Raw genomic sequence first — 24723 nt, 5'->3', positions numbered from 1 at the left:
TGCATGCGGGTAAAAATACGGCATATTCACCCGCATGTACACGAGAATTCTGGCCCGACATCTGGAATCCACCCGTCGCAGCGCCTTGGTGCTCGGGCCGCGACAGGTGGGGAAGTCCACCCTGCTCTCGTCGACCGGGCCGGATCTCTCTTTGAATCTTGCGGACCCGCAGACCTTCCGCGATTACGCGACACACCCCGAGCGGCTGCAGCGGGAACTCGAGGCGGCGGCCCCGACCGTGACGACGGTGTTTCTCGACGAGGTGCAGCGGGTCCCCGCGCTGCTGGACGCCGTGCAGGTCTACCTCGACGCCCGGCCAGGGCGTTTCCGGTTTCTCCTCTCGGGGTCGAGTGCCCGCAAGCTGCGGCGCGGGCAGGCGAACCTCTTGCCGGGAAGGGTTCACGTCCATCACCTGCACCCGCTCCTCGCCGCGGAGCTGGGACAGGACTTCGACCTCGATCGCGCGCTGGCCCACGGAACGCTGCCTGGCATCTATTCTGAACCGGACCCCTTGACCCGTGCCGCCGACCTCAGGAGCTACACGGACACATATCTGCGGGAAGAAGTCCAGGCGGAAGCGCTGGTCCGGAACATCGGCGGCTTTGCCCGGCTGCTGGACCTGATGGCCGCTTCCTCCGGCCGGATCCTCAACGTGCAGGCGATGTGCCGGGATGCGGGCCTCGGTTACGAGACGACCCGCCGATACATCGAGGTGCTCGAGGACACGCTCGTCATGTTCCGCGTTCCGGCGTGGAGCGGGCTGCGCGGGTCGAGCCGTGCGAGTCTCGTTCGGCACGCAAAGCTCTTCTTCTTCGACCTCGGGGTGCGCAATGCGTTGCTGCGCCGCCCCCTGGATATGCCGCTGTCCGACGAGCGGGGCGTCCTGCTGGAACAGCTGATCGCCTGCGAACTGCATCGGAGGCTGGGAACGATCTGGCCCGAGGCCGCGCTCTTCCACTACCGCACGCGACACGGGGCTGAAGTGGACTTCGTGCTCGAGGTCGGGCGCGAGGTATGGGGGATCGAGGTGAAGGCGAGCCGACGCGTGAGCCGGCGCATGCTCGGCGGACTGTCGTCGCTCGCGAGCCGATGCGACCGCGTTGCGCGCCGGATCATCGTGTTCCTCGGCGAGCGCCCTCAGCGGCTCGATGGGGCGGAGGTGCTCCCGCTCGAGGACTTCCTCCGGCAACTCCCGACCTGACGACAATACCCGAGACAGCATCAACTTCGAGGCGCAGGCTCGCCGCCAAGGCCAGCAGCCAGGGGGATCCCATCCCGGTTTGCGTACGATATCATATAACGATATCATGATACCATGCACCGACGCCACCAGAGAACCCTCGCCGCGATCTTTGACAAGCGGGCAAGAGGGAACCTGAGGTGGAGGGATGTCGAGGCCATGTTTCGAGGCGTGGGTGCCGAGATTCACGAGCGGCGCGGTTCATCGGTGATCATCGAGTTGAACGGGGAAGTGGAAACCGTCCACCGTCCCCACCCGCGCCCCGAATGCGGCAAGGGACTCGTGAAGCGAATGCGTCGCTTCCTGGAACGGGCAGGAGTCGCGCCATGATTGAGTACAGAGGGTACACCGGCATCTTCGAGTACGACGACGAATACGAGTTTTTTTCGGGCCACATCATCGATACCCGAGACGGCATCAACTTCGAGGGCAGGTCGGTGACGGAGTTGAAGGAGTCGATGCGACGCGCCGTAGACGATTACCTGGAGTACTGCGAGGAGAAGGGGAGAAAGCCCAGCAAGCCTTATTCCGGCCGCCTCTTGCTCAGAATCGATCCGGAGCTTCACCGCAGGCTCGCCGCCAAGGCTGGCAGCCAGCGGCTCTCCATGAACGCCTACATTGCCGAGTGTCTCCGGGAAATCGCACCCTGATGGAGAGAACGGTGGAGCGTTCTGCAGCCCTCAGCGCAGGAAGGCGGTCTCGGAGAGGACCTTGTCGAGGCCCGAGACTAGCAGATCCGCGTCGGCTTCGGAGAAGACGAGCGGCGGCTTCATCTTGATCACGTTGTGGTCGGGGCCGTCCGTGCTAAGCAGGATCCCCTTGTCGCGCATGCGTTGGACGGCGGCGTCGGCAAGGTCGGCGGCCGGCTCCAGGTCACCCCCTCGGCGGACGAACTCGATCCCCGTGAACAGACCCCGGCCGCGCGCGTCGCCCACGTGCTCGTGACGGTCGCGCAGGTATTCGAGCCCCTCGAGCAGCCGCCTGCCGACGAGGTCGGCGTTCTCCCGTAGTCCTTCCTCTTCGATCACGTCGAGGACGGCGAGGCCGATGGCGCAGGAGACCGGGTTCCCGCCGTAGGTGTTGAAGTACTCCATCCCGTTGGCGAAGGACTCGGCGATCTCGCGTGTCGTGACCACCGCGGCGAGGGGGTGCCCATTCCCGATCGGCTTGCCAAGGGTCACGATGTCGGGGACGACGCCGTGCTCCTCGAACGCCCAGAAGTGCGACCCCACGCGTCCGAAGCCGACCTGCACCTCATCGGCCACGCACACGGCGCCCTGCTCGCGGGCTCCGGCGTAGGAAGCCGCGAGGTATCCGGCCGGGAGCGGGATCTGCCCCCCGCAACTGAGGATGGATTCGTGGAAGAAGGCGGCCGCGCCGGGCGGGCGGTCCCCGAACCAGGTGGGTTCCGTTTCGAGCGTCCGCGCCGCCTCCCCGACGTACGCCGCGTACAGGGGCGCCACCTCGCGTTCCGGGCCGCGGTGGATCCCCCGGAAGAGGTCCGGCATGGGCGCCATGCGGACCCAGGGCCGGAGCCCTTTGCCGCCGGGGCCGTTGAACTTGTAGGGGCTCAGGTTGACGACCGAACTGGAGTTGCCGTGGTAGGCCCCGTCGAGGACGACCGCGCCCACCTTGCCGGTGTGCGTGCGCGCCATGCGCAGGGCGAGTTCGTTGGCCTCCGTGCCCGAGCAGACGAGGAAGCACACGCTGAGCGGGGCCGGGAAGAGGGCCGTCAGCCGCTCCGAGTATTCGAGGATCGCTTCGTGCAGGTAGCGCGTGTTCGTGTTGAGCGAGACCATCTGCCGGCGGGCCGCCTCGTTCACGCGCGGGTGCGCGTGTCCGACGTGCGCGACGTTGTTCACGCAGTCGAGGAAGGGCTGTCCCTCGATATCGTAGAGCCGGCTACCGCGCCCCCGCACGATGTGGAGGGGTCTCCCGTAGGAGAGACTCAGCGAAGGGCCGAGCCGCCGGTTCCGGTCCTCGATCAGCGCGGCGTGGTCGCGGGGCCCTGGAGCCGTCGCCTCGCCCGGAAGCCGCAGCAGGTGGTTCGGGTCGGGGCTCACCGCCGTCCAGACATCGCGCGCGCTCGGGGCGGCCACACCGGGGAAGGTCCCGTCGCAGCCGAGCGGATCGACGAAGATCTGGAAGTGAAGGTGCGGCGCCCAGTCGCCGTTGTCCGGCGGGGCCCCGATCCAGCCGATCGTGCGGCCCGGTTCCACGACCTCGCCGGGCGCGATTGCCGGGAGAGATTCGGGTGACAGGTGCCCGAACAACGTCCGAAAACGGACAGGTCCGTCCGCTTCGCCGGCCGGGTCCTCCAGTTCGTGCTCCAGGATGATCGTGGGGCCGTAGTCCAGGCGGTCGGCGTTGTCGTGCGCCGACACGACGCGACCCCCGAGCGGCGCGAGGACGGGGGTCCCCGGCTCCGCGAACAGGTCCACGCCGAGGTGGACGGTTCGCCACTCGTCCATCTCGTTCCCCGGCGCCCGGAAGGCGTCGCTCGTGTACCACCACCGCACCTCGTCGTAGCGTCCGATGCCGATCTTCGCACCCGCGTCCCGCATCCGGTCGAACAGCCGCTGCGAGAACTTCGAGTGGTCCGTGGGATCGAAAGTCCCGCCGTCGTCCCCCGACTCGACGCTCAGGTCAAGCGTGACGGTGGCCACTGTCCGGGGATCCGGATCGAGCACCGGCGCTGCGTCCGGGGCGGCGCGTTCGAGTGCCGCGACGACCCGGGCGGTCGAGGGACAGGGCGCGTGTCCGCAGGCCTCCCGCAGCCGGTAGCGCCCCAGCTTCGGGGGCGTCGCGTCCAGTCGTTCGAGCACCTCCCAGGCGGGAGCCTGGCTCACGAGCAGGTACTGGTTGTCCGGCTCCTGCGCGCCGCGAACCGACGACACCGTCACGCTGAGCGCGAGGCGCAGGCGCGCCAGTTCATACAGGACGTCCGCTTCGGCTTCCGTGACTTCGTGCTCCGCGGCGTACCCGCGTGCCACGTCGCAGAAGGCGGCCACCGGATCGCGCGTCCCGAACCCGCCGTAGGCGCAGGCCACGGCGAGGTTCGCCACCGTCCACGACCGGATCACGTCGCCGAAGTCCACGACGCCCACCACGTGCGGCGCTCCGCCCTTCATGCGTCCGGGATCGACATGGATGTTGGCCGGGTTCGCGTCGTTGTAGATCAGGCTCTCGCGCAACTCACCCGCCCGCGGCCGCACGACCGCGGCATGCCGCTCGAGGATTCCCGCGACGAGTTCGCGCCGGCCCGGTTCGCGGATCGCGCCCAGGTTCTCCGCGATGAGCGAGGCGGCGCCGCGAAGGTCCCAGATCATCGCGCGGTCCGCACCCGCCGCCTCCGACGAGGAACGGTCGAGGATCCCCGCGAGGCGTCCGATCTGTCTGCGCAGTTCGGGTCCGTGCGGCCGGAAACGGTCCAGTGGAATGCCCGGAACCGGCTCCAGGAACCGGGCGAAGTGCGCGCGCCCGCCGATCGCGTGTTCGATGAGGCGCCCATGCGTCGATGTGTCCGCGGAGACCTCCGCCTCCCGGCCCTTCGCGGGGGGGCGCCAATGGGGGAGCGCGAAGCAGGCCTGGGACTCCGAAAGAGCCTCGAGCATGGCCGCTTCCTCTTCGAGGACCGCGCGGTCTTCGAGCAGGTTCGAGACCTTCAGGTATCCGCGGACCCCGGGGCCATCGGGGCCTCCCTCCGCAGTCCCGTCGAAGGCCCGGTCGGAGATCCGGAACACCCGGTCTCGCTCGCTGGCGCATTCGCGGGCCGTCCCGTCCACACCCCAGTGCGTCCGGACGAGCCGCGCCGCCGCTTCCTCCGAGAAGGAAGGCCTCCCGGCCGCGTATCCGGCGTCGAGCGTCTCCATGGAGGCCGAAGCTCCCACGCCGCCGGGGCCGGGTCAACCACGCGGGTTGTTGCCGCCCGCGCCCATCGCACCGAGCTTTCGAGTCCGTCGAATCGCATCCGTACACGGAGGATTACGATGTCGCTCCGCCCTGCCCTTCTCGCTTCCACCTTCGCCGCGTGCGTCGCGATCTCCGGCCCGCCGGCCCTCACCGCCCAGGAGCGGGTCTACGCCGTCGCTTCACCGGCTGAACTGGAACTCGAGGTGGGGATGTCCTTCCAGCTCCGCGCGGCGATCCAGGGCACCGCGGAAGAAGCCGCCGCCTCGGAAGTGCGCTGGTTCGCGGCCGACGACGGCGTGACCGTAACGGCCGAGGGCATCGTGACGGCGGTGCGGCCGGGCGAATCCCGCGTGGCGGCGATGTTCCGCGGCGAACCGAGCTGGGTCCGGATCATCGTCCCCCGCCTCGAGGCCGACCGGATCGAGGCTCGCGTCGCCGGCCCCGTCTACGCGGGCGCGACGGCCGCCCTTGACCTCGGCGCCTACACGGCCCTGGGCGCCGCCGCGGAGGACATCGAGTTCGAGTTCGCGTCGGCCGATCCCGCGGTCGCGACGGTGGACGACGCAGGGCGCGTCCTCGGCCACGCGCCCGGGCAGACCGCGCTCACGGTCTCCGCCGGAGCCGCCACGGCAGAGGTCGAAGTCACGGTGCGACCCAACCCGGCCGAGGATTACGAACTGGTGGCTTCCGAGGACGTAAGCTCGCTCTCGACGGGAGATGTCGCGGCGTTTCGGCTACTCGGTCGCGACGGGACGGGGGAGGGCATCGCTCTGGCGCCGCTGTGGAGCGTCACTCCGAGCGGGGCGAGCGTCGAACCCGTCGACGGGCGCGGACTCTTCGTGGCGGAGGAGCCGGGTACGTACCACGTGACCGCGATCGCGGGACCGGCCATCGCCCGAACGGTTTCCGTGCGGGTCGAACCCCGCCGCCACACGGCCCGCCTCGAACTCGTGGGAAGCGGGATCACCTCCACGCACCGCGCCGGCGATACGTGGGTGTTCGAGGGCGTCGACGGACGGGACTACGCGTACCTCGGCACCTTCTACCACGACTGGATGAAGGTGTGGGACGTGACGGACCCCGCGCAGCCCGTCCTCACCGACTCGATCCAGCTCGACGCCCGCCGCATCAACGATGTGAAGATCCATCCCAACAACCGCCTCGGGATCGTCACCCGCGAAGGGGCTTCCAGCCGGAGGAACGGCATCGTTTTCCTCGACCTCTCGAATCCCGCCCATCCCGAGATCCTCTCCGAGTACACGGACACGGTGACGGGGGGCGTACACAACGTCTGGATCCTGGGGGACGAGGACCTCGTCTACGCCTGCCACAACGGGACGAGCGAGATCGTGATCCTCGACATCTCCGACCCCGCCAACCCGCGCGAGATCAACCGCTGGGTGCACGACGAACCGATCCGCAGTCTGCACGACGTCATCGTGCAGGACGGGTACGCGTACGCCTCCTTCTGGAACGAGGGCATCTACATCCTCGACGCGGGCGCCGGAACCCACGGCGGCACGGCCCGCGACCCGAAGCTCGTCTCGCGCTGGGTCTCGGGGCAGGGGAACACGCACGTCGCCTGGCGGCACGGGAAGTACCTGTTCGTCGCGGCGGAGATCTACCCGTCGGACTGGGATCCGAACGCGCTCGGCCCCATCGAGGCGCGGGGCTTCGTCGAGGTGCTGGACATGACGGACATGGACGATCCCGTGAAGGTCGCCCACTACGCCGTGCCCGAAGCCGGGGCCCACAACCTGTGGAGCGACGACCGCGACCGGCTCTACGTCGGCTACTACCAGGCGGGGCTGCGCGTGCTGGACATCTCGGGCGAACTGCGCGGCGACCTCTACCGCCAGGGCCGCGAAATCGGCGCGATCAAGACGTCATCGCCGGAGGGCGCCGTGCCGAACTGGTCGATGACGTGGGGCGCCCAGTTGTTCAAGGGCCGGATCTTCACCTCCGACCTTCACTCCGGCCTGTGGATCGCCCGTCTCGTCGAGGAGGAACTCGTCCCCTGACCCGTCGGACCCGTCTGAAAGGGAAGATGACACCCATGAACCGCACGACACTCAAGATGACACTCAAGAAGATTGCGCCCGGGAAGACGGCCGCCGCGATGGCCGCCGCCGTCCTCATGACCGCATGGCCCGCTGCCGTCCGCGAGGTCGCGGCCCAGGAGACCCCGGCGCCGACCGCCGGTCAGGAGGTGGCCCTGGTCACGGGATCCACGTCCGGCCTCGGCCGGGAACTCGCCCTGCGGCTGGGCGCGCGGGGCGATCACGTCATCGTCCACGGGCGCGACGAGGAGCGGGGGGCGGAGGTGGTGGACGCCATTAACGCGGCGGGACCCGGGAGCGCCCGCTTCTACCGTGCCGACCTCGCGTCTCTCGCGGAGGTCCGCACCTTCGCCGAGACGCTGCTGGCCGACTATGACCGCCTGGACATCCTGATCAACAACGCGGGGTTCGGCTCGGCCCCGGACGAGCGGTGGGTCACCGAGGACGGGCACGAGTACCGCTTCCAGGTGAACTACCTCTCCACCTTCCTGCTCACCCACATGCTCATGCCGCGCCTCCTGTCCAGCACGCCGGCGCGCATCGTGAACGTGTCGTCCGGCGCGCAGACGCCGATCGACTTCGACGACGTGATGATCGAGAACGACTTCAGCGGCCGCCGTGCCTACGCCCAGAGCAAGCTCGCCCAGATCATGTTCACCCTCGATCTGGCCGAGGACTTGGACGGGACCGGGATCGTGGTCGGCTCGCTCCATCCGGCGACCTACATGCCGACCGGCATGGTGCGGCGGCTGGGCGCGACGCCGCGCGCCACCATCGCCGAAGGCGCCGACGCGACGATGCAGGTGGTCGACTCCGACGACTTCGAGAGCGGGCAGTACTTCAGCGGTCTCACGCCCGCCCGGGCCAACGCCCAGGCTTACGATTCCGAGGCGCGCGCCCGGCTCAAGCGGCTGAGTCAGGAGCTGACCGGCATTCGCTGCCGCATGGGCCGCTGCCGATTCGAGGGCGACGCCTCGAGATAGCTCGACGGCAGACCGCAGTCTGCCGTCGGTGGCCTGCTACGGCGGCCTGCCAGGGCGGCCGGTTAAGGCTCCAGGGCGTCGAGCGCGGCCAGGATGTCCGCGTGCTCCGGGCGGATGCGGTAGTCCACCTCGGTGAAGCTCCAGCGCACCGTCCCGTCCATGTCGATGACGTACGTCGTGGGGTGCGGGATCTGGCGTTCGCGCCCGTCGTCCTCGTTCAGGAGTCCGTAGCGGTGGGTGATCGCGGAGCCGTCATCGGACAGGAGCGGGAAGTCGAGGGCGTAGTCGTAGTCCTCGAGGACGCGGTCGACCATGAGCCCGATGTCCTCGGGGCTGTCCGGAGCGATCGCCAGGAGTTCGGTCCGTTCGCGCTGTTCGGGCGTCATGAAGTCTCGCAGCTCTCCGAGCTGCTTTGCGCAGTACGGTCACCAGTGGCCGCGGTAGAAGAAGAGGATGACGTTCTTCTCTCCGCGGTAGTCGGAGAGCGTGATCGGCTCGCCGGTGCTCGAAAGCGCCGTGAAGTCGGGCGCGGGGCTGCCGGCGAGTACGCGCTCGAGGTCCGCCGGGGGCAGGTCGTGTCCGTCCACCGGACCGAGCACCACCTGAGCCGCTTCTTCGACCGGCGCCTCGGAGACGTCGACATCTTCCGTGTCTCCCTCGGGTGCGCAGCCGGCCGACCCGGCCGCCACCAGGGCGCCCGCCGCGAACAGCCGAAGGTAACGCGCGTCCATCATCCGCATCTCCCTGTCTCCCTTTCCCTTTTGTGTGCGCCCGCGAACGCCGCTGCCGTTCGCCGTCGGGCAACGCTATCGCACCGGGGGGCCGCGCGACAGCCAGGGGCGACCGGCACGGCTGCCGGCGCGTCTTGCGTGTGCCAGGACCGGTTCGGACTATGCCACGGTGGTCCCGATCCCGGTTAAAGCGACCTCGGTCATCAGCTGGAGCCTGTACAATGCGACACGATCTGCGACACGACCTGCGACACGATCACGGCAGCCGCCGAGTCCTTCGATTCTCCCTCTCCTTCCTCTCCTTCGCGTTTATCCTCGCCGCGGCCACGCCGGACGTCGCCGCGCAGGAGGGTGCGGATGGCTACCAGACGCCGGCCGCCGAACTCGCCGCGCTCGTCGATGCCCCGGCGACCCCGGGAATCAGTCTGAGTCCCGACGAGTCGGTGATGCTGCTCACGATGCGGCCCAGCCTGCCGTCGATCGCCGAGGTCGCCGCGCCGGAACTGCGGATCGCCGGGCTGCGCATCAACCCGCGCACGAACGGCCCCAGCCGCGCCCGCCCCTCGAACGGTCTCGCGCTCCGCACGCTCGACGGGGAAGAGCGTACCGTCACCGGCCTGCCCGAGAATCCGCGCATCCGCAACACGCGCTGGTCGCCGAACGGGAGCACGGTGGCGTTCACGCACGACACGGATTCGGCCGTGCAGCTGTGGGTCTTGGATGTCGCGTCCGCGGAGGCGCGGCGGCTGTCCGACCTCGACATGGTGAATGTGGGCTTCGGGGCCCCGTTCAACTGGTCGCCGGAAGGAGACTTCCTCTACGCCATGGCGGTTCCGCCCGGCCGCGGCCCGGCGCCCGCCGAGCCGATGGTGCCGACGGCGCCCATGATCGAGGAGACGTCGGGAGAAGCGGCTCCCGCCCGCACGTACCAGGACCTGCTGCAGGACCAGCACGATGAAGCGCTCTACGAGTACTACTCGACGGCGCAACTGGCCCGCGTCGGCCTCGACGGATCGGCGGCCATGGTTGGCGATCCGTCGATCTTCTCGGGCGCCTCGCCGTCGCCGGATGGCGAGTACCTGCTCGTGCAGACCACCCACCGGCCGTACTCGTACCAGGTGCCGGCCTCCCGCTTCCCGCGCACGATCGAGGTGTGGGATGCGCAGGGGAACGTGGTGCACGGAGTCGCGGAACTCCCGCTCCAGGACGGCGTCCCCACGTCGTTCGGGTCGGTTCCGACGGGGGTGCGGTCGATCGCCTGGCGCGCCGACGCGGACGCGACGCTGTATTGGACGGAGGCACAGGACGGCGGCGACGCCCTCGCCGAGGCGGACATCCGCGACCGGGTGTTCATGCACGCGGCGCCCTTCTCCGGCGACCCCGTCGCGATCGCGGCGCTCCCGCTCCGCTACGGCGGCGTGATGTGGGCGGAGGAGGGGTTCGCCTTCGTAAGCGAGAACTGGTTCTCGACCCGCCAGCAGCGCACGTACCGCATCGATCCTGCCGCCCCGGGCGATATGGAGCTGATCTTCGATCTCCAGACGGAGGACCGGTACAACAACCCCGGCTTCCCGATGTTCACGACGAACGAGCGCGGCCGGGGCGTCCTCATGACCGCCGACGGGGGATCTTCGATCTACCTGGCGGGGCAGGGCGCTTCGCCCGAGGGCAACCGTCCCTTCCTGAGAAAGCGGAACCTCGAAACGGGAGAGGAAGAGGAGTTGTTCCGCTCCGAGGCGCCGTACTACGAGGGCGTGGTCACGCTCCTCGAGGACGGGCGGTTGATGACGCGGCGGGAGTCGGTGGACGAGCCCCCGAACTACTTCCTGCGCGACCTCGAACGGGGAACGACCAGCGCGGTGACCGAATTCCCGCACCCGTATCCGCAGTTCGCCGGCATCCGCAAGGAGGCGATCCAGTACGAGCGCGGGGACGGCATCCCGCTCTCGGCGACGCTCTACCTGCCGGCGGACTATGACCAGGAGCGCGATGGCCCGCTCCCGACCTTCGTGTGGGCGTATCCGACCGAGTTCAAGAGCGCGGCGGCGGCCGGCCAGCGACGCGACTCGCCGTACCAGTTCACGCGGATCCCCTACGGCGGCGCCGTCCCCTACGTGACCCGGGGCTATGCCGTGCTGGACAACGCGTCGATGCCGGTCATCGGCGAGGGCGACGCGGAGCCCAACGACACCTTCCGCCAGCAACTCGTGGCGAACGCCCAGGCGGCGATCGACGAGGGCGTGCGGCGCGGCGTCGTGGATCCGGACCGGGTCGGCGTCGGCGGACACTCCTACGGCGCGTTCATGACGGGCAATCTGCTCGCCCACTCCGACATCTTCCGGGCCGGCGTGGCGCGCAGCGGCGCGTACAACCGGACGCTGACGCCGTTCGGCTTCCAGCGGGAGCAGCGGCTCTTCTGGGAGGACCCGGACCTCTACCTGTACATGTCGCCCTTCATGCACGCGGACAAGGTGAACGAGCCCATCCTCATCATCCACGGCGAGGACGACAACAACTCGGGCACCTTCCCCATCCAGTCGCGGCGCTTCTACGCGGCGCTCAAGGGGTTGGGCGCGACGGCGCGGCTCGTCTTCCTGCCCGCGGAGAGCCACGGCTACGCGGCGCGCGAGTCGGTCCTGCACGTGCTGTGGGAGACCGACCGCTGGCTCGAGATGCACGTGAAGCCCGCGAAGCCCGTCACCACCACGGACGACGCGGGAAGCTGAGCGCAGCCGCCGAAGTCCCGCTTCTGGTCGAGGCGGAGGGTCCCGTTCGGATCCTCCGTCTCAACCGTCCGCACCGTCTCAACGCCGTTAGCCTCCCCATGTACGAGGCGCTGGAGGCCGAACTCGCGCGCATCGGAGCGGACCTCGAGACGCGCGTCGTCATCGTGACGGGGGCGGGACGGGGGTTCTGCTCCGGGGCTGACCTCAAGGCGCACCGGGATCACGAGGCGTCGCTCGCCGAACGCCGCGCCTACGTCGAGACGAGCCAGCGCGTGTTCCGCGCACTTCAGACGCTGCCGCAGCCGGTGGTCGCGGCCGTGAACGGACACGCGATCGGGGCGGGCTGCGAACTCGCCCTCTCGTGCGATTTCGTCATCGTGGCGGAGGAGGCGAAGCTCCGCATGCCGGAGGTCGCGCTGGGCACGTTCATCGGCGGCGGCACGGCCTACACGCTCCGGCGGCGCGTGGGACACGCGCGCGCGGTCGAATTGATCCTGCTGGGGCGCTACTTCACCCCGGAGGAGGCCGGCGCGTGGGGTCTGGCGAATGAGGTTCTCCCGGCGGACGAGGTCCTCCCCGCCGCCCGCCGACTCGCCGAGCGCCTGGCCCGCAACGCACCCATCTCGATGCGACTCGCGAAGCAACTCCTCGACCGCGCGGAATCCGCCGACCCCGAGGAGGCGCTGCGCCTCGAGGCCGAGGCGCTCTTCACCTGCATGGCCTCCGAGGACTGGCGCGAGGGGCTCGAGGCGTTCGCACGGAAGCGCGACCCGGTCTACCGGGGAGAGTAGTCGCCAAAGTAGGCACCGAAGTTCCGGATCAGGCGTTCTCCCGGTTGGCCATCCGACGCAGCCGATCCTCCATCCGAGTCGTGATCTCCAGGAGCTGCTTGATGTCCCTCCGCGCGAGTCGGTTCCCGAATGCTTGGAGCGGCGAGCCGCACGAGGCAAGGAATGGACATCGAGTACGGACGCACCTACCTTACTTACGGTAAGGAGAAGCGGGGAGGGAACCGAGATGGAAGCGACGATCACCAGCAAGGGTCAGGTCACGCTGCCGAAGCCCATCCGGGACCGGCTCGATCTCAAGGCGGGTGACAGGATCGCGTTCGTGATGGAAGAAGACGGGACCCTGCGCGTCACCCCGATCACGGGCTCGGTGATGGCACTGGCCGGAATGCTCCCCAGGCCCGCCACTCCGCTCAGCCAGGATGAGATGGACGAAGTGATCGCCGGGGCGGCTGTTCGCGGGGACCGGCCACGTTGATCGGGCTGGACACCAACATTCTGGTGCGCTTCATCACCGGGGACGACCCGGAACTCGCCGCCACAGCGACGCGGCTGATCGAAAGCCGTTGTACGGTCGAGTCCCCCGGCCATGTCTGCGTTCCGGTCCTCATCGAACTTGTGTGGGTGCTGAGGCGCGGCTATCGCTACGAGAAGAACGCCGTGACAGAAGTCGTCAGACAGCTCCTGGGGGCTGCCGAACTCATCGTAGAGGACAGTGAGATCGTTCGGCTTGCCTTGCGTGACTACGAGTCGGGCGGAGCCGATTTCGCCGACTACCTGATCGGGCGTTCCAACCGCGCAAGCGGCTGTGCCTCGACGTATACCTTCGATCGCCGAGCAGCACGGAGCAGCCTGTTCGAGCTCTCTGCCTGACGCTCCGGGACGTTCCTGCGTGAACGCCTGCGCACAATCCGCCGCCATTGCCGCCCCGCCTTGGGGCGCCGCACGTTTGACGGGCTCATCGACCCAGCCCGCGCAGGCAGAGGAGGACAGATGACTTCCGCCCGCAGACTCCCCCGCTTGGCCGGGGTTTTCGCGCTCGCGGCCTTCGCCGCGCTCAGCGCGGTCCCGCCCGCCACCGCCCAGGACCGGACGATCGCGCTCGTCGGAGGCCAACTGCTCGACGGATACGAGGCGAATCCCATCCACCACGCGGCCGTCGTCATCGAGGGGAACCGGATCGTCGCCGTGGGGCCCGCGGCCGAGATCGAGATCCCGCCGGAGGCGGAGATCATCGATACGCGGGGCAAGACGATGATGCCGGGGATGGTCGACGCGCACGTGCACATCATGATTCTCGGACACGGTGACTACAGCCAATGGTTCCCGTGGTTCGAGGGGAACGACGACCTCGTCTACGAGACCTCCGCGAAGCAGTTGCTCGCGGCGGGTGTGACTGCGGGCGTCGATCTCGCGGCGCCGATGTCGAGCCTCGCCTTCCGCGACCGGGTCAACCGCAACGAAGTCCCCGGCCCCCGACTCCTCGTGAGCGGACCCTGGGTCACCCGGTACGCATGGGACTTCCTGCCCGACGAACTCCGCGTCCTGCACCGGACGCCCGAGGAGGCTGCAGAGCGGACGCGGATGCTGATCGACGCGGGGGTCGACGTCATCAAGACGTGGATCGGCACGACCGAGGAGGACATGCGGGCCATCAAGGCCGTCGCCGGTCCGGCCGGCGTCCCGATCCACTGCCACGTCTACGAGGAAGAGGTCGTGTGGGGGGCGATCCGCGGCGGCTGCGATGTGCTTCAGCATGCGGGCTCGGGCGGCAGCGTCCCCGCCTATTCACAGGAACTCGTCGACTACATCGCGATGGAGGGGATTCCGGTCGTCCAGACGATCTCGCACCGGATCTGGGTCTACCCCGCCACGCTCGAATTCCCGGAGCGGCTGTGGGACCCGGATATCATCAACAGCTTCCCGCCTCCGATCCGCGAGCAGGTGTTGAGCTCGTACACGAAGGACGACTTCTGGCGGAAACCGTACTTCCGCAGCACGCCGCGGCAGATCCGGAACAGCGAGCGGGCGGCGCGCCAGTTCATCGATGCGGACGCTCTCATGGCGATGGGCACGGACACCGGCTCGCCGCTCAACTTCCACGCGGAGTCGGCGTGGCGTGAGGTGTCCGCGCTCGTCGACATGGGAATGACGGAGATCGAGGCGATTTCATCGGCGACGAAGGTCGCGGCGGAGGTGCTCGGGCTCCGCGAGACGGGGACGATCGAGCCCGGCAAGCTCGCGGACATCATCGTGGTGGACGGCAACCCGCTGTTCGACATCAACGTGCTCGGCTACGTGACGGACGTGATCAAGGACGGGATCATCTACAAGCGGGACGGCGTGCCCGTGTGGGAGATGGAGCGGGCGCAGACGAGCACGAGCGGGCGATAGATGCGCCCCGCGACGATGCGGCGGAGGAGGGTGCGTCCGGCGCTGGCGGTGGCGGCGGCGACGGTGGCCGCGGCGGCCGTGTTTGCCGCATGCGGCGCGCCGCCCGAATCGACGGACGAGGCCGCGCCGGCCGGCCCGGGAGACGCCGCCTTCGACCTGGTCATCGTCGGGGGCGCGGTCGTCGACGGGACGGGGGCCGACCGCTTCACCGCCGACGTGGGAATCCGCGATGGCCGCGTGGTCGAAATCGCGCGCGACGGCGGGCTCTCGGGACGGGGGGCCGAGGAGATCGACGCCTCCGGCCTCATCGTCTCGCCGGGGTTCATCGACCACCACAACCACGTCCAGAACCAGGTCCACCGGCGGCCGCTGGCCGAGAACTTCATCCGCCAGGGGATCACGACCATCCTCCCCTCGCTTCACAGCGGCGACCAGCCGTATCCGCTGCGCGACTACATCGATGATCTCGAGGTGGCCCCCAACACCGGCTTCTTCGCGGGCCACAGCTGGACCCGGAAGCAGGTGATCGGGATGGAGGACCGCGCGCCCACCCCCGAGGAACTCGACGAGATGCGGGACCTCGTGCGGGAGACGATGGAGGACGGCGCGCTGGGTTTCTCGACCGGGCTCCTCTACGTCCCGGCCAACTACGCCGAAACCGAGGAGGTCATCGAACTGGCGAAGGTCGCGGCGGAGTACGGCGGCATCTACTACACGCACATGCGCGACGAGGCCCGCGGGCTCCTGCCGGCCGTGCGCGAGGCGATCCGCGTCGGCGCCGAGGGCGGACTCCCCGTCCACATCAACCACTTCAAGGCGATGGGAGTGGACAACTGGGGCAAGACCGTCGAGTCCCTCGCGCTGGTGGACTCCGCGCGCGCCGAGGGGATCGACGTCAAGGTCGACCTCTACCCGTACATGGCGGGAAGTACCGGCTCCACCGTGCTCTTCCCGCAATGGGTGCTGGCCGGCGGTATCGACTCGTTCCGGGTGCGGGTGACCGATCCCGAGATCCGGCCGCGGGTGGAGCGGGAGACCGAGGAATGGATGCGGCGGGACTGGACGGGCGGGGACCTTTCACGGATCCAGTTCCGTACGCTCCGCGCCTTCCCCGAGTACAACGGGAAACGGATGTCGGACATGGCGGCGGACCGGGGGCTGCCGAACAACGACGCGACCGGCGTGCAGCTCGCGATCGAACTTCAGTTGGCGGGCGGGTTCAGCGCCATCTACCACTTCATGGACGAGGCGGACGTCATCCGCATCATGCAGCACCCGCAGGCGATGTTCGAGACGGACGGGGATCCGGTCGGCTACGGCCTCGGATTCCCGCATCCCCGGAGCTACGGTACGTTCCCGCGCATCCTCGGCCGCTACGTGCGCGAGATGGGGGTTCTCACGCTGGAGGAGGCGATCCGGAAGATGACCTCGATGTCGGCCGACGAGATCGGCCAGTCGGAGCGCGGCCGGATCGCGAACGGGATGATGGCCGACATTACGATCTTCGACGCCGACCGCATCATCGACCGTGCCGACTACGTGGACCCGCACCGCTACTCGGTGGGCATCCACCACGTGATCGTAAACGGCGTCCCCGTGATCCTCGACGGCTCTGTGACGGGCGCGAAACCGGGCCAGGTGCTGAGGGGCCCCGCCCGCCACCTCACCGAAACCCCCGGCGGGTAGGACACGACAATTTACTCAATGTCGTGAGTAAATTTGCTCAATGTGGCGAGCAAATGGAGAAGTGGGCGGCAACTACGTGGCGGCGTCCGCCCCCGGGTCGCCCGTCCTCTGGCCCAGCTCCGTCTCGAGCATGAGCAGGGCGGACTTGTCGTCGCCCGCGAGCCGCAGCCGGTCGACGATGTCGGAGATCGTCTTCTCCTCCTCGACCTGCTCGTTGACGAACCACTGCAGCATGACCTGGGCCGGATAGTCCGCTTCGTCCATCGCGAGGCGATAGAGGTTGCCGATCATCTCGGAGACCTTCCGCTCGTGCCCCAGCGCCTCCTCGAACACCTCCCGCGGCGTACCGAACTCGGAGGGGGGGGCATCGATCGTGCGCAGGGAGACCTGTCCCTCGCGGTCGTGCACGAAGTCGAAGATGCGGAGCGCGTGCTCCCGCTCCTCCTCGGCCTGCGCGCGCATCCAGTGCGCGAAGCCCGGGAGCCCTTCGCCCTCGAAGTGCGCGCACATGGACAGGTAGACCTGGCTCGCGTACAGCTCCTGCGTGATCTGCTCGTTGAGTGCCGCCTGCATCCGGGTACCGATCATCTCGTCCCGCCCGCTCCTCTCGTCTCGCCGGGGGTTGCCGCGGCCGGCCAAGCGCCGCGACCGCACGGCTCCGAATCTCGTTTCCCGGGTGCCGGACCGCCAGCGATCCGTACCGGTGCCGCGAGCTTGGTTGCTCCTCTTTGCCGGCGGCGGCTATCGTTGCCGCGCTCGCGGCCGGAGCCGCGCTCGCGATTCCCTGGGCTCCGGTGATTCCAGCCGATTCCGCCGCCGCGCCCAGCGCGAGCGGCTGCCGAAGATATCCATGACCGACGAAACGAACACGGATTCCGCCGCCGATTCCGGCCATCCCCCCGGCCTGATGGACAAGCTCGTGTCCCTCGCCAAGCGGCGGGGGTTCGTCTTCCAGTCCTCCGAGATCTACGGAGGCGTGGGGTCCGTCTACGACTACGGCCCGCTCGGCATCGAACTCAAGAACCGCATCCAGGATCTCTGGTGGCGCGAGATGGTGTACCGCCATCCGAACGTCGTCGGCCTCGATGCGGGCATCCTCATGAACCCCGAGGTGTGGGTCGCGAGCGGGCATGTGGGCGCCTTCACGGACCCGCTCGTCGAGTGCCGGAACTGCCACCGCCGCTTCCGCGCGGACGACCTGCCGCAACTGGAGTCGGGCGAGCCCGAGGCCCAGCAGTGCGCGGTGTGCGGAACCACCGGTCAGTGGACGGACCCGCGCCAGTTCAACCTCATGTTCAAGACGTTCATGGGGGTCGTGGAGGACGAGGCGGCGACCGTCTATCTCCGTCCGGAGACGGCGCAGGGAATCTTCGTCAATTTCCGGAACGTACAGGAGTCGATGCGCCAGAAGGTCCCGTTCGGGATCGCGCAGGTGGGGAAGGCGTTCCGGAACGAGATCACGCCGGGGAATTTCATCTTCCGCACGCGCGAGTTCGAGCAGATGGAGATGCAGTTCTTCGTCGCGCCGGGGACGGAGGACGAGTGGTTCGAAACCTGGAAGGAGCGCCGCATGGCGTGGGTCGAGACGCTGGGCATCCGGCCGGAGCGGCTGCGCTTCCACCGGCACGGGCCGGATGAACTCGCGCACTACTGCAAGGACGCCTCGGACATCCAGTACCGGTTCCCGTTCGGGTGGCAGGAGTTCGAGGGGATCCACAACCGGACGGACTACGACCTCGGCCGTCACCAGGAGCACTCGGGGAAGAAGCTGGAGTACTTCGACCAGCCGGCGAACCGGAAGTACGTGCCGTCCGTGATCGAGACCTCCGCGGGGCTCAGCCGGACGCTGTTGGTCGTGCTGGCGGATGCCTACGACGAGGAGGAAGTCGGCGGTCAACAGCGGGTGGTGCTGCGGCTCGAGCCCGCGCTGGCTCCCTTCCAGGCGGCGGTCTTCCCGCTCGTGAAGAAGGACGGGATGCCGGAGGTCGCCGAGAAGCTGGCGGATGATCTGCGCGGAACCTTCAACGTCTTCTACGACATCGCGGGATCGATCGGCAAGCGATACCGGAGGCAGGACGAGGCGGGGACCCCCTTCTGTCTGACGATCGACGGGCAGACGCTCGAGGACGAGACGTGCACGGTGCGCGACCGCGACTCTCTCGAGCAGACGCGCGTGCCGCTGTCGGGCGTCGCGGCGTGGCTCGGCGCCGCGGTCGGCGGCGCCCGCCCCGGAGACTGACCGGGCGGGCCGCGATTGCCGTTTCGCGTAGCGGAGATCCGTGATCGGGCCCAGCGCCTGCAGAGCGCCCTCGCGCGCGCCCACTATCGGCTCCGCAGCGGGCTGGACGAGCGGCCTTCGCTCGCGTCGCTGTACCGGGAACATCGGTTCCTGCTCAGTCCCGGCGTCCTGCAGGCCATCCAGCGGGAACTGTCCGAAGCGTACGGAGACGAGCGTCGGCGGCTGAAGACGCTCTTCAACTGGGTCGCCGGCCAGCAGATCGAGGCGGAGGTGGCTCCGCTGGAGGACGAACTGCGGTCGTGGGAGACCGGCGCGACGGTCTCGCTCGGCGGGCGGGAGATTCCGCTGCGACGCGTGCCGGACTGGATCGTGCGCGCGGACGATCGCGAGGAGCGGCTCGGCTGGGAGGCGGCGCGCCACCGACGCATCGAAGAGGCCGCGGCGCTCCGGCTGGATGTCGTGCACCGTGGCCGCGAGGCCGTCGTGCAGCTCGGCCTGGGCGCCTACACCGAGTCGCGGGAGCGGCTGGCCGGTCTGGACCTGGCCCGGCTGGAGCGCGACGCGAACGCCATCCTCCAGGGAACCGAGGCCCGCTATCGGAAGATGTTCGCGCGGGAGGCGGGCCCGCGCCTCGACGCGAACGGGGTGACGCCCACGCGAGCCGACGCGCGGTGGCTGATGGGGATGCGCTGGCTCGGACGGCACTTCGAGATCGAGCCGTTCGCGGCGCATGTTCGCCGCGCCATGGAGGTGATGGCACTGGGTCGGGTGTTCGATCGCTCCGTGCGCGTCGACATCGACCGGCGACCGCTCAAGGACGAGCGGTCGTACACGGCGGTCATCGACGTGCCCGGGGACGTGCGGCTCGTCGTGTGTCCGCTCGGTGGCTGGATCGATGCGAGGCGCCTGCTCCACGAAACGGGACACGCGCTCCACTACACGCACGCAGCCGCCGCCCTCTCGTGGGAGGAGCGAGTGCTGGGCGACGATTCGATCGGCGAATCCTTCGGTCTGGTGTTCGACTCGCTGACGCTGGATCGCGTCTGGATCGAATCCGTGACGGGACTGGAGGGCGCCGCGCTGGAGGCCTACCGGCAGCTCGCGGGCTTCCTCAGGCTCTACCGTCTGCGCCGCGATACCGCGCGCCTGCTGTGGGAACTGGAGCTGGCCCGGGCCGAGCGGCCCGGTGAGCAGGCCGATCGATACGCCGATCTGCTGAGTGAAACGACCGGATTCGCGCACCATCCGGGCACCTACCTTACGGATCACCGGCGGGGCTTCCAGGCGGCGCGGCGCCTGCGCGGCTGGATGCTCAGCTCGATCATCATCGATCGGCTGAACAAGCGCTTCGGGCCCGAATGGCACCGGACGGGCGCGGCGGGCAAGTTTGTGCTCGAGGTCCTCTCGGCCGGCCGCCGCGAAGATGCCGCGCAGCTCGCGCCGCAGTTCGGCGTGGAGGGGCTCACGCCCGACACATTGCTCACGCGCGTCGAGCGCTGGAAATGAGCGGGCCGCGGTGGACCGGCCTGCCCGGCAGGTTCGCGCTCGGCGGGCTGGCCGGGCTCGCGGGCGTCGCGTGGTGGCTGGCCATGACGCGCCGCAACCAGGCGCTGGTGCGGCCGCCCATCCGGGACGGCTCCGGCGAAGCGCTCTCGGGCGGTGTCCTCGAGTACTCCGACGGCGAGAGGGTCGAGTACGTCGACGCGGGGTCGGGGGACGCGCTCGTCTGGGTTCCCGGCGCGGACGGTCCGAAGGAGACGTTCCGGTATCAGCTGCCGAGCTTCGCCCGGCGCCATCGCGTGGTGTGCGCGGATCTGCGGCGCGAGTTTGCCGCGACGGACGGTTTCGACCGTCTGGTCGACGATGTGGCCGAACTCATCGAGGCGCGCGGCGTCGACCGCTTCGTGCTCATCGGGACGAGCCTCGGGAGCGCGATCGCGATGCGCTTCGCAAGCCGGTTTCCCGAGCGCGTGCGCGGGATCGTCCTGTGCAACCCGCTGGCGCGCGTCTCCTACCATCACGTCGGCTTCAACCGGGCCGCGCTCATCCCTCTCGCCATGCTGACGACCCGATATCTCCCGACGGAACTCTCCCGCGGCCTGGCCCGGGCCTGGAGCCGACTCGGCGTCTGGATCTTCGACGACTCGCCGGGCCGGGATGCCCTGATCGAGTACGCGCTCTTCACCGGGCCGCGAACCGTCCCCCCGACGGTCTCCGATCGCCGCGTCTCGGGTCTGCGGCGTCTGGATCTGCGATCGGATCTGGGGGACGTCGCGGTGCCCGCGCTCGTGGTGAAGGGCCCACGCGACGAGTATTGTCCGGTGGACTGGGCGCGCGAAATCACTGAACTGCTACCGGACGCCGAGTACGTTCCCATTCCCGGCACCGGACACTGCTCGCACATCTCGCGCCCCGGCGCCTTCAACGAGACACTGGATGATTGGCTCCGGCGGCTCCCGGCGCGCGAGGAAGCGGAGGAAGGGTCAGTGGAGAGAGGCGAAGCATGACGAATCCCGTCTTCAGTTCCCGGGCCGCGATGATGCTGGCCATGCTCGGGATGGCCGTCGGAACCGGCAACATCTGGCGCTTCCCGCGCATCGCCGCCTCCAACGGGGGCGGTTCCTTCCTCGTCGCGTGGGTCGTCTTCCTCCTCCTCTGGTCCGTGCCGCTGATCCTCACCGAGTTCGCCGCCGGCAAGCAGGCGCGCTCGGGGCCGATCGGGGCGTTCACCAGGCTGGGGGGGAAGAGCACGGCCTGGATGGGCGCCTGGGTCGCCTTCGTCTCGGCCGCGATCCTGTTCTACTACACGGTCGTGATGGGCTGGACGATCCGGTATCTGTTCGCCGCTGTGACGGGGACCGTCCCGACCGCCGTCTGCGACCCCGCCGCGACGGGTTGCGTGGGCCCCCAGCAGTTCTGGGACGGCTTCATCGGGTCGCCGTGGCCCGTCCTCACGCACGCCATCGCGATCGGGCTCGGCGTCTTCGTCGTGCTGCGCGGGGTCCGCGGGATCGAGCGGGCGGCCCGTTTCCTGATCCCGAGCCTCCTCCTGCTCGTCCTGGCGCTCGCGATCCGGGCCGTCACGCTGCCGGGAGCGAGCGCGGGTCTCGCCTTCCTGTTCACGCCCGACTGGGGGGCGTTGGGCGATCCCACCATCTGGCTCGAGGCCCTCACGCAGAACGCGTGGGACACCGGCGCGGGGTGGGGGCTGATCATGGCCTACGCGGTCTACATGAGGAAACGGGAAGACACGACGCTCAACGCCTTCATGCTCGGTTTCGGGAACAACTCCGTGTCGCTGCTGGCGGGCATCATGGTGCTGTGTACGGTCTTTGCGATCCTGCCCAACGCGGCCGACCAGATCGTGGGGGCGGGGAACGAGGGACTGACGTTCATCTGGATCCCGCAGTTGTTCGGGCTCATGCCGGGGGGATCCGTGTTCATGATCCTCTTCTTCCTCGCGCTCGTGTTCGCGGCCTGGAGCAGCCTCATCGCGATGATCGAACTGTCCACGCGGGTGCTTACCGACGCCGGGATCGAGCGGCGCAAGGCGGTGCTGACGATCGGTGGCCTCGGCCTCGTGCTCGGGCTCCCGTCGGCGATCTGGATCGAGGTCTTCCGCAACCAGGACTGGGTGTGGGGCGTCGGACTCATGTTGAGCGGCCTCTTCTTCTCGATCATGGTCATGCGCCACGGCGTCGACCGCTTCCGCACGAAGTTCATCAACAGCGAGGGCAGCGATCTCGTGGTCGGGAAGTGGTGGAACGTCGTGATTCGACTCGTCGCCGTGCAGGCGGTCGTGATCACGGGCTGGTGGTTGTGGGAGGCCGTCGATCTGAACGACCTCTCCGCGTCGTTCACGCTCTTCTCGGAGTTCAACGCCGGGACGGTGCTCATCCAGTGGGCGATCGCGATCACCGCCTTCCTGGGCCTCAACCGCTGGCTCGCCGCCCACGCCGCAGGTTCGGCGGCTTCGGCGGAAGACGCCTGACGGGGGCGGCTACCGTCCCCGTCGCGCGGTGAACTTCACCCGATTCGAGACCGCGGCCCGCCGGATGTGGAACGACATCCCCGCCGAGGTCCGGGAGGGGGTCGACGGGATGACGATCGAGCAGCGGCCCGCCCGCCACCCCGACTTCGAGTGGGTGTACACGATGGGGGAGTGCTTCACGGAGGCGTGGCCGAGCGGCGCCGGCGGGGACGGCGATGTCCGTTCGGAACTCATCCTCTATCACGGTTCCTTCCGGGCGCTCGCGGAGGAGGACCCCGACTTCGACTGGGAGGGCGAGCTGTGGGAGACGATCCTGCACGAACTGCTCCACCACCGGGAATCCGCCGCCGGGGAGATGGGACTGGATGTGGTGGACTGGGCGAACGAACAGAATCTGCGCCGACACGCGGGAGCGCCCTTCGATCCGGACTTCTGCCGCGCGCTGCCCTCTGGACCGGACGGCGTCGTGAGGCTGGAATCGGAGTTGTTCCTGGAGTCGATCATCCCGGAAGGCGCGGATGAAGCCGTCTTCGAGTGGCGCGGGCGGCGTTACGCCGTGGAAGCCCCGATCTACGCGAGTCGAGCGTTCGTGGAGGTGCCGAACATCGCCGGGGGCCGCCTGTGCGTTGTCATCCGCCGCCGGCGCCCGTGGTGGCGCTTCGGACGCAAGAAGAAGTACAGGCCCGCGGTGATCTCCGGTCGTGCGTACTCCCTGTCCGCCCCCCGGTCCGGCCCTCCGCCCGGCCGCCAGCCCGGCCGCCAACCCGGCCGCCAGCCCGGCCCCCAGTCCGCCCGCCAGTCCGCCGAGGACGGCTGATGCCGTTGTTCGGCAGCTTCCGGATCGGACGCTGGTTCGGCTTCCCCATCCGGATCGACTACTCGTGGTTCCCGATCGCGGCGCTGGTGATCTGGACCTTCACCACGCGCGAATTCCCGCGGGCACTGCCCTTCTATCCATCATCCACGTACCTCGCGATGGGGACGGCGGCGGCGCTCCTCTTCTTCCTCTCGGTGCTCCTGCACGAACTCGGTCACGCCCTGGCGGGCCGGGCGCGGGGCGTGGAAGTCGAGCACATCACGCTCTTCATCTTCGGCGGCATCGCGCAGGCGCGCGACGAGCCTCGGCGTCCGCTGGACGAGTTCCTGCTCACCGCGGCGGGTCCCCTCGCGAGCGTCGTCCTGGCCGGTGCGTTCCACGGCGCGCGGGTGGCGGCGGAAGCCTGGGCCGCCCCGGAGCCGGTGGTCACGGTGCTCGGATTCCTGGCGCTCCTCAACTTCGTGCTCGCCGTCTTCAACATGATCCCCGGCTTTCCGCTCGACGGGGGTCGGATCTTCCGCTCCATCGTCTGGGCCGTCACCGGAGATCTCGTCAAGGCCACCCGGTGGGCCACGCAGGGCGGACGACTGTTCGGCGGCGCGCTCATCGTCCTCGGGCTCTTCAACCTGAGCCGGGGGCAGTTCATCTCCGGTGTGTGGGCGGCGTTCATCGGCTGGTTCGTCGTCAAAGCGGCCTCATCGAGCCTGCGGCACTTCGAACTCCGTACGATGCTGCGCCGGATCCCGGTCGCGACAGTGATGAACCCCCGACCCCGCATGATCGAGGCGGCGATGCCCGTCGAGCGGGCCATATCCGACTACTTCCTGCGCGGACGGGAGGAGGCGTACCCGGTAGGACGAGACGGCGACCTGGTCGGGGTCGTCGAAGCGCGGGCCGTCTCGGCGGTGCCGGAGGAGGCTCGCGCGACCACGCCCGTATCGGCGGTCACGCGACCCGCCGAGGAGTTCCCTTCGGCCCGTCCGGACGAATCTCTGGCGGAAGCCCTGTTCCGAATTCGAATCCAGGTATCGTACCTGATCGTGATCGAGAACGGGTTCGTCGTCGGCGTGCTCGACCCGCGGGAGGTCGGCGCGAGAGTGCAGCGGCTGCAGCGGATGGGTCTCGTCGGGCCGGCCCCCGCGAAGAGCGCCTGACG

20 protein-coding genes are annotated in these 24723 nt (G+C 68.9%); 17 read left to right on the top strand and 3 right to left on the bottom strand.

Features of this window, described 5'->3' with window-relative positions:
• Positions 1–34: 34 nt before the first annotated feature.
• The 3 genes from ACOGXI_RS10645 to ACOGXI_RS10635 all read left to right on the top strand — a co-directional run bounded on the left by ACOGXI_RS10645 (position 35) and on the right by ACOGXI_RS10635 (position 1890).
• A complete protein-coding gene (locus ACOGXI_RS10645; RefSeq protein ID WP_419938821.1) occupies positions 35–1201 on the top strand; it encodes an ATP-binding protein in 1167 nt (388 codons plus the stop codon).
• A gap of 114 nt (positions 1202–1315) precedes the next feature.
• Positions 1316–1570: a type II toxin-antitoxin system HicA family toxin gene (locus ACOGXI_RS10640; RefSeq protein WP_419938820.1), complete on the top strand. Its 255-nt coding sequence runs from the start codon at positions 1316–1318 to the stop codon at positions 1568–1570.
• Positions 1567–1890 carry a type II toxin-antitoxin system HicB family antitoxin gene (locus tag ACOGXI_RS10635; protein ID WP_419938819.1) on the top strand — a complete coding sequence of 108 codons (324 nt, stop codon included), beginning with the start codon at positions 1567–1569 and terminating at the stop codon, positions 1888–1890. Before ACOGXI_RS10640 ends, ACOGXI_RS10635 begins: the two co-directional genes overlap by 4 nt.
• Positions 1891–1920: 30 nt before the next feature.
• Here the strand turns inward: ACOGXI_RS10635 and ACOGXI_RS10630 are convergent, their stop codons facing one another.
• Complete coding sequence (locus ACOGXI_RS10630; protein ID WP_419938818.1) at positions 1921–5112, bottom strand: aminotransferase class III-fold pyridoxal phosphate-dependent enzyme; 3192 nt, start codon at positions 5110–5112, stop codon at positions 1921–1923.
• A 117-nt stretch (positions 5113–5229) separates the two neighbouring features.
• Between ACOGXI_RS10630 and ACOGXI_RS10625 the strand changes: the two genes are divergently transcribed.
• On the top strand, positions 5230–7173 hold the full coding sequence (locus ACOGXI_RS10625; protein ID WP_419938817.1) for an Ig-like domain-containing protein: 1944 nt from the start codon (positions 5230–5232) through the stop codon (positions 7171–7173).
• A gap of 35 nt (positions 7174–7208) precedes the next feature.
• Positions 7209–8195, top strand: a complete 987-nt coding sequence (locus tag ACOGXI_RS10620) for an SDR family NAD(P)-dependent oxidoreductase (RefSeq protein ID WP_419938816.1) — start codon at positions 7209–7211, stop codon at positions 8193–8195.
• A gap of 62 nt (positions 8196–8257) precedes the next feature.
• Here ACOGXI_RS10620 and ACOGXI_RS10615 read toward each other — a convergent pair whose 3' ends face one another.
• Entirely contained in the window at positions 8258–8926 is a 669-nt protein-coding gene (locus ACOGXI_RS10615; protein ID WP_419940188.1) for a peroxiredoxin family protein, read from the bottom strand.
• Between the two features lie 221 nt (positions 8927–9147).
• On the opposite strand from ACOGXI_RS10615, the gene ACOGXI_RS10610 reads away from it, so the two are divergent.
• The 6 genes from ACOGXI_RS10610 to ACOGXI_RS10585 all read left to right on the top strand — a co-directional run bounded on the left by ACOGXI_RS10610 (position 9148) and on the right by ACOGXI_RS10585 (position 16520).
• Positions 9148–11652, top strand: coding sequence for a S9 family peptidase (locus ACOGXI_RS10610; RefSeq protein WP_419938815.1), 2505 nt, complete (start codon positions 9148–9150; stop codon positions 11650–11652).
• Positions 11574–12443, top strand: coding sequence for an enoyl-CoA hydratase/isomerase family protein (locus ACOGXI_RS10605; RefSeq protein ID WP_419938814.1), 870 nt, complete (start codon positions 11574–11576; stop codon positions 12441–12443). Before ACOGXI_RS10610 ends, ACOGXI_RS10605 begins: the two co-directional genes overlap by 79 nt.
• A gap of 226 nt (positions 12444–12669) precedes the next feature.
• Positions 12670–12918, top strand: a complete 249-nt coding sequence (locus ACOGXI_RS10600) for an AbrB/MazE/SpoVT family DNA-binding domain-containing protein (protein WP_419938813.1) — start codon at positions 12670–12672, stop codon at positions 12916–12918.
• A complete protein-coding gene (locus tag ACOGXI_RS10595; protein WP_419938812.1) occupies positions 12915–13313 on the top strand; it encodes a PIN domain-containing protein in 399 nt (132 codons plus the stop codon). The genes ACOGXI_RS10600 and ACOGXI_RS10595 overlap by 4 nt, the downstream gene beginning before the upstream one ends.
• Positions 13314–13433: 120 nt before the next feature.
• Positions 13434–14834 (top strand): amidohydrolase family protein, encoded by a 1401-nt coding sequence (locus ACOGXI_RS10590; RefSeq protein WP_419938811.1) that lies wholly within the window; start codon positions 13434–13436, stop codon positions 14832–14834.
• The gene (locus ACOGXI_RS10585) at positions 14835–16520 is read left to right on the top strand and encodes an N-acyl-D-amino-acid deacylase family protein (RefSeq protein ID WP_419938810.1); all 1686 of its coding nucleotides are present in this window, start codon (positions 14835–14837) and stop codon (positions 16518–16520) included.
• Between the two features lie 72 nt (positions 16521–16592).
• Here the strand turns inward: ACOGXI_RS10585 and ACOGXI_RS10580 are convergent, their stop codons facing one another.
• Complete coding sequence (locus ACOGXI_RS10580) at positions 16593–17108, bottom strand: ferritin (protein ID WP_419938809.1); 516 nt, start codon at positions 17106–17108, stop codon at positions 16593–16595.
• Positions 17109–17370: 262 nt separating this feature from the next.
• Between ACOGXI_RS10580 and ACOGXI_RS10575 the strand changes: the two genes are divergently transcribed.
• From ACOGXI_RS10575 to ACOGXI_RS10550, 6 genes are read left to right on the top strand one after another with little or no spacing between them, the layout of a single operon-like run.
• Positions 17371–18759, top strand: a complete 1389-nt coding sequence (locus ACOGXI_RS10575; protein ID WP_419938808.1) for a glycine--tRNA ligase — start codon at positions 17371–17373, stop codon at positions 18757–18759.
• A 15-nt stretch (positions 18760–18774) separates the two neighbouring features.
• Positions 18775–20265, top strand: coding sequence for a hypothetical protein (locus tag ACOGXI_RS10570; RefSeq protein WP_419938807.1), 1491 nt, complete (start codon positions 18775–18777; stop codon positions 20263–20265).
• Positions 20262–21266, top strand: coding sequence for an alpha/beta fold hydrolase (locus ACOGXI_RS10565; RefSeq protein WP_419938806.1), 1005 nt, complete (start codon positions 20262–20264; stop codon positions 21264–21266). Before ACOGXI_RS10570 ends, ACOGXI_RS10565 begins: the two co-directional genes overlap by 4 nt.
• Positions 21263–22750: a sodium-dependent transporter gene (locus ACOGXI_RS10560; RefSeq protein ID WP_419938805.1), complete on the top strand. Its 1488-nt coding sequence runs from the start codon at positions 21263–21265 to the stop codon at positions 22748–22750. The genes ACOGXI_RS10565 and ACOGXI_RS10560 overlap by 4 nt, the downstream gene beginning before the upstream one ends.
• 28 nt (positions 22751–22778) lie before the next feature.
• A complete protein-coding gene (locus tag ACOGXI_RS10555) occupies positions 22779–23567 on the top strand; it encodes a hypothetical protein (protein ID WP_419938804.1) in 789 nt (262 codons plus the stop codon).
• A complete protein-coding gene (locus ACOGXI_RS10550; RefSeq protein ID WP_419938803.1) occupies positions 23567–24721 on the top strand; it encodes a site-2 protease family protein in 1155 nt (384 codons plus the stop codon). Before ACOGXI_RS10555 ends, ACOGXI_RS10550 begins: the two co-directional genes overlap by 1 nt.
• Positions 24722–24723 lie beyond the last annotated feature (2 nt).

The organism is Candidatus Palauibacter sp. (assembly GCF_965208055.1).
In the GTDB taxonomy this organism is placed as follows: Bacteria; Gemmatimonadota; Gemmatimonadetes; order Palauibacterales; family Palauibacteraceae; genus Palauibacter.
This window is presented reverse-complemented; position numbering and strand designations above follow the sequence as displayed.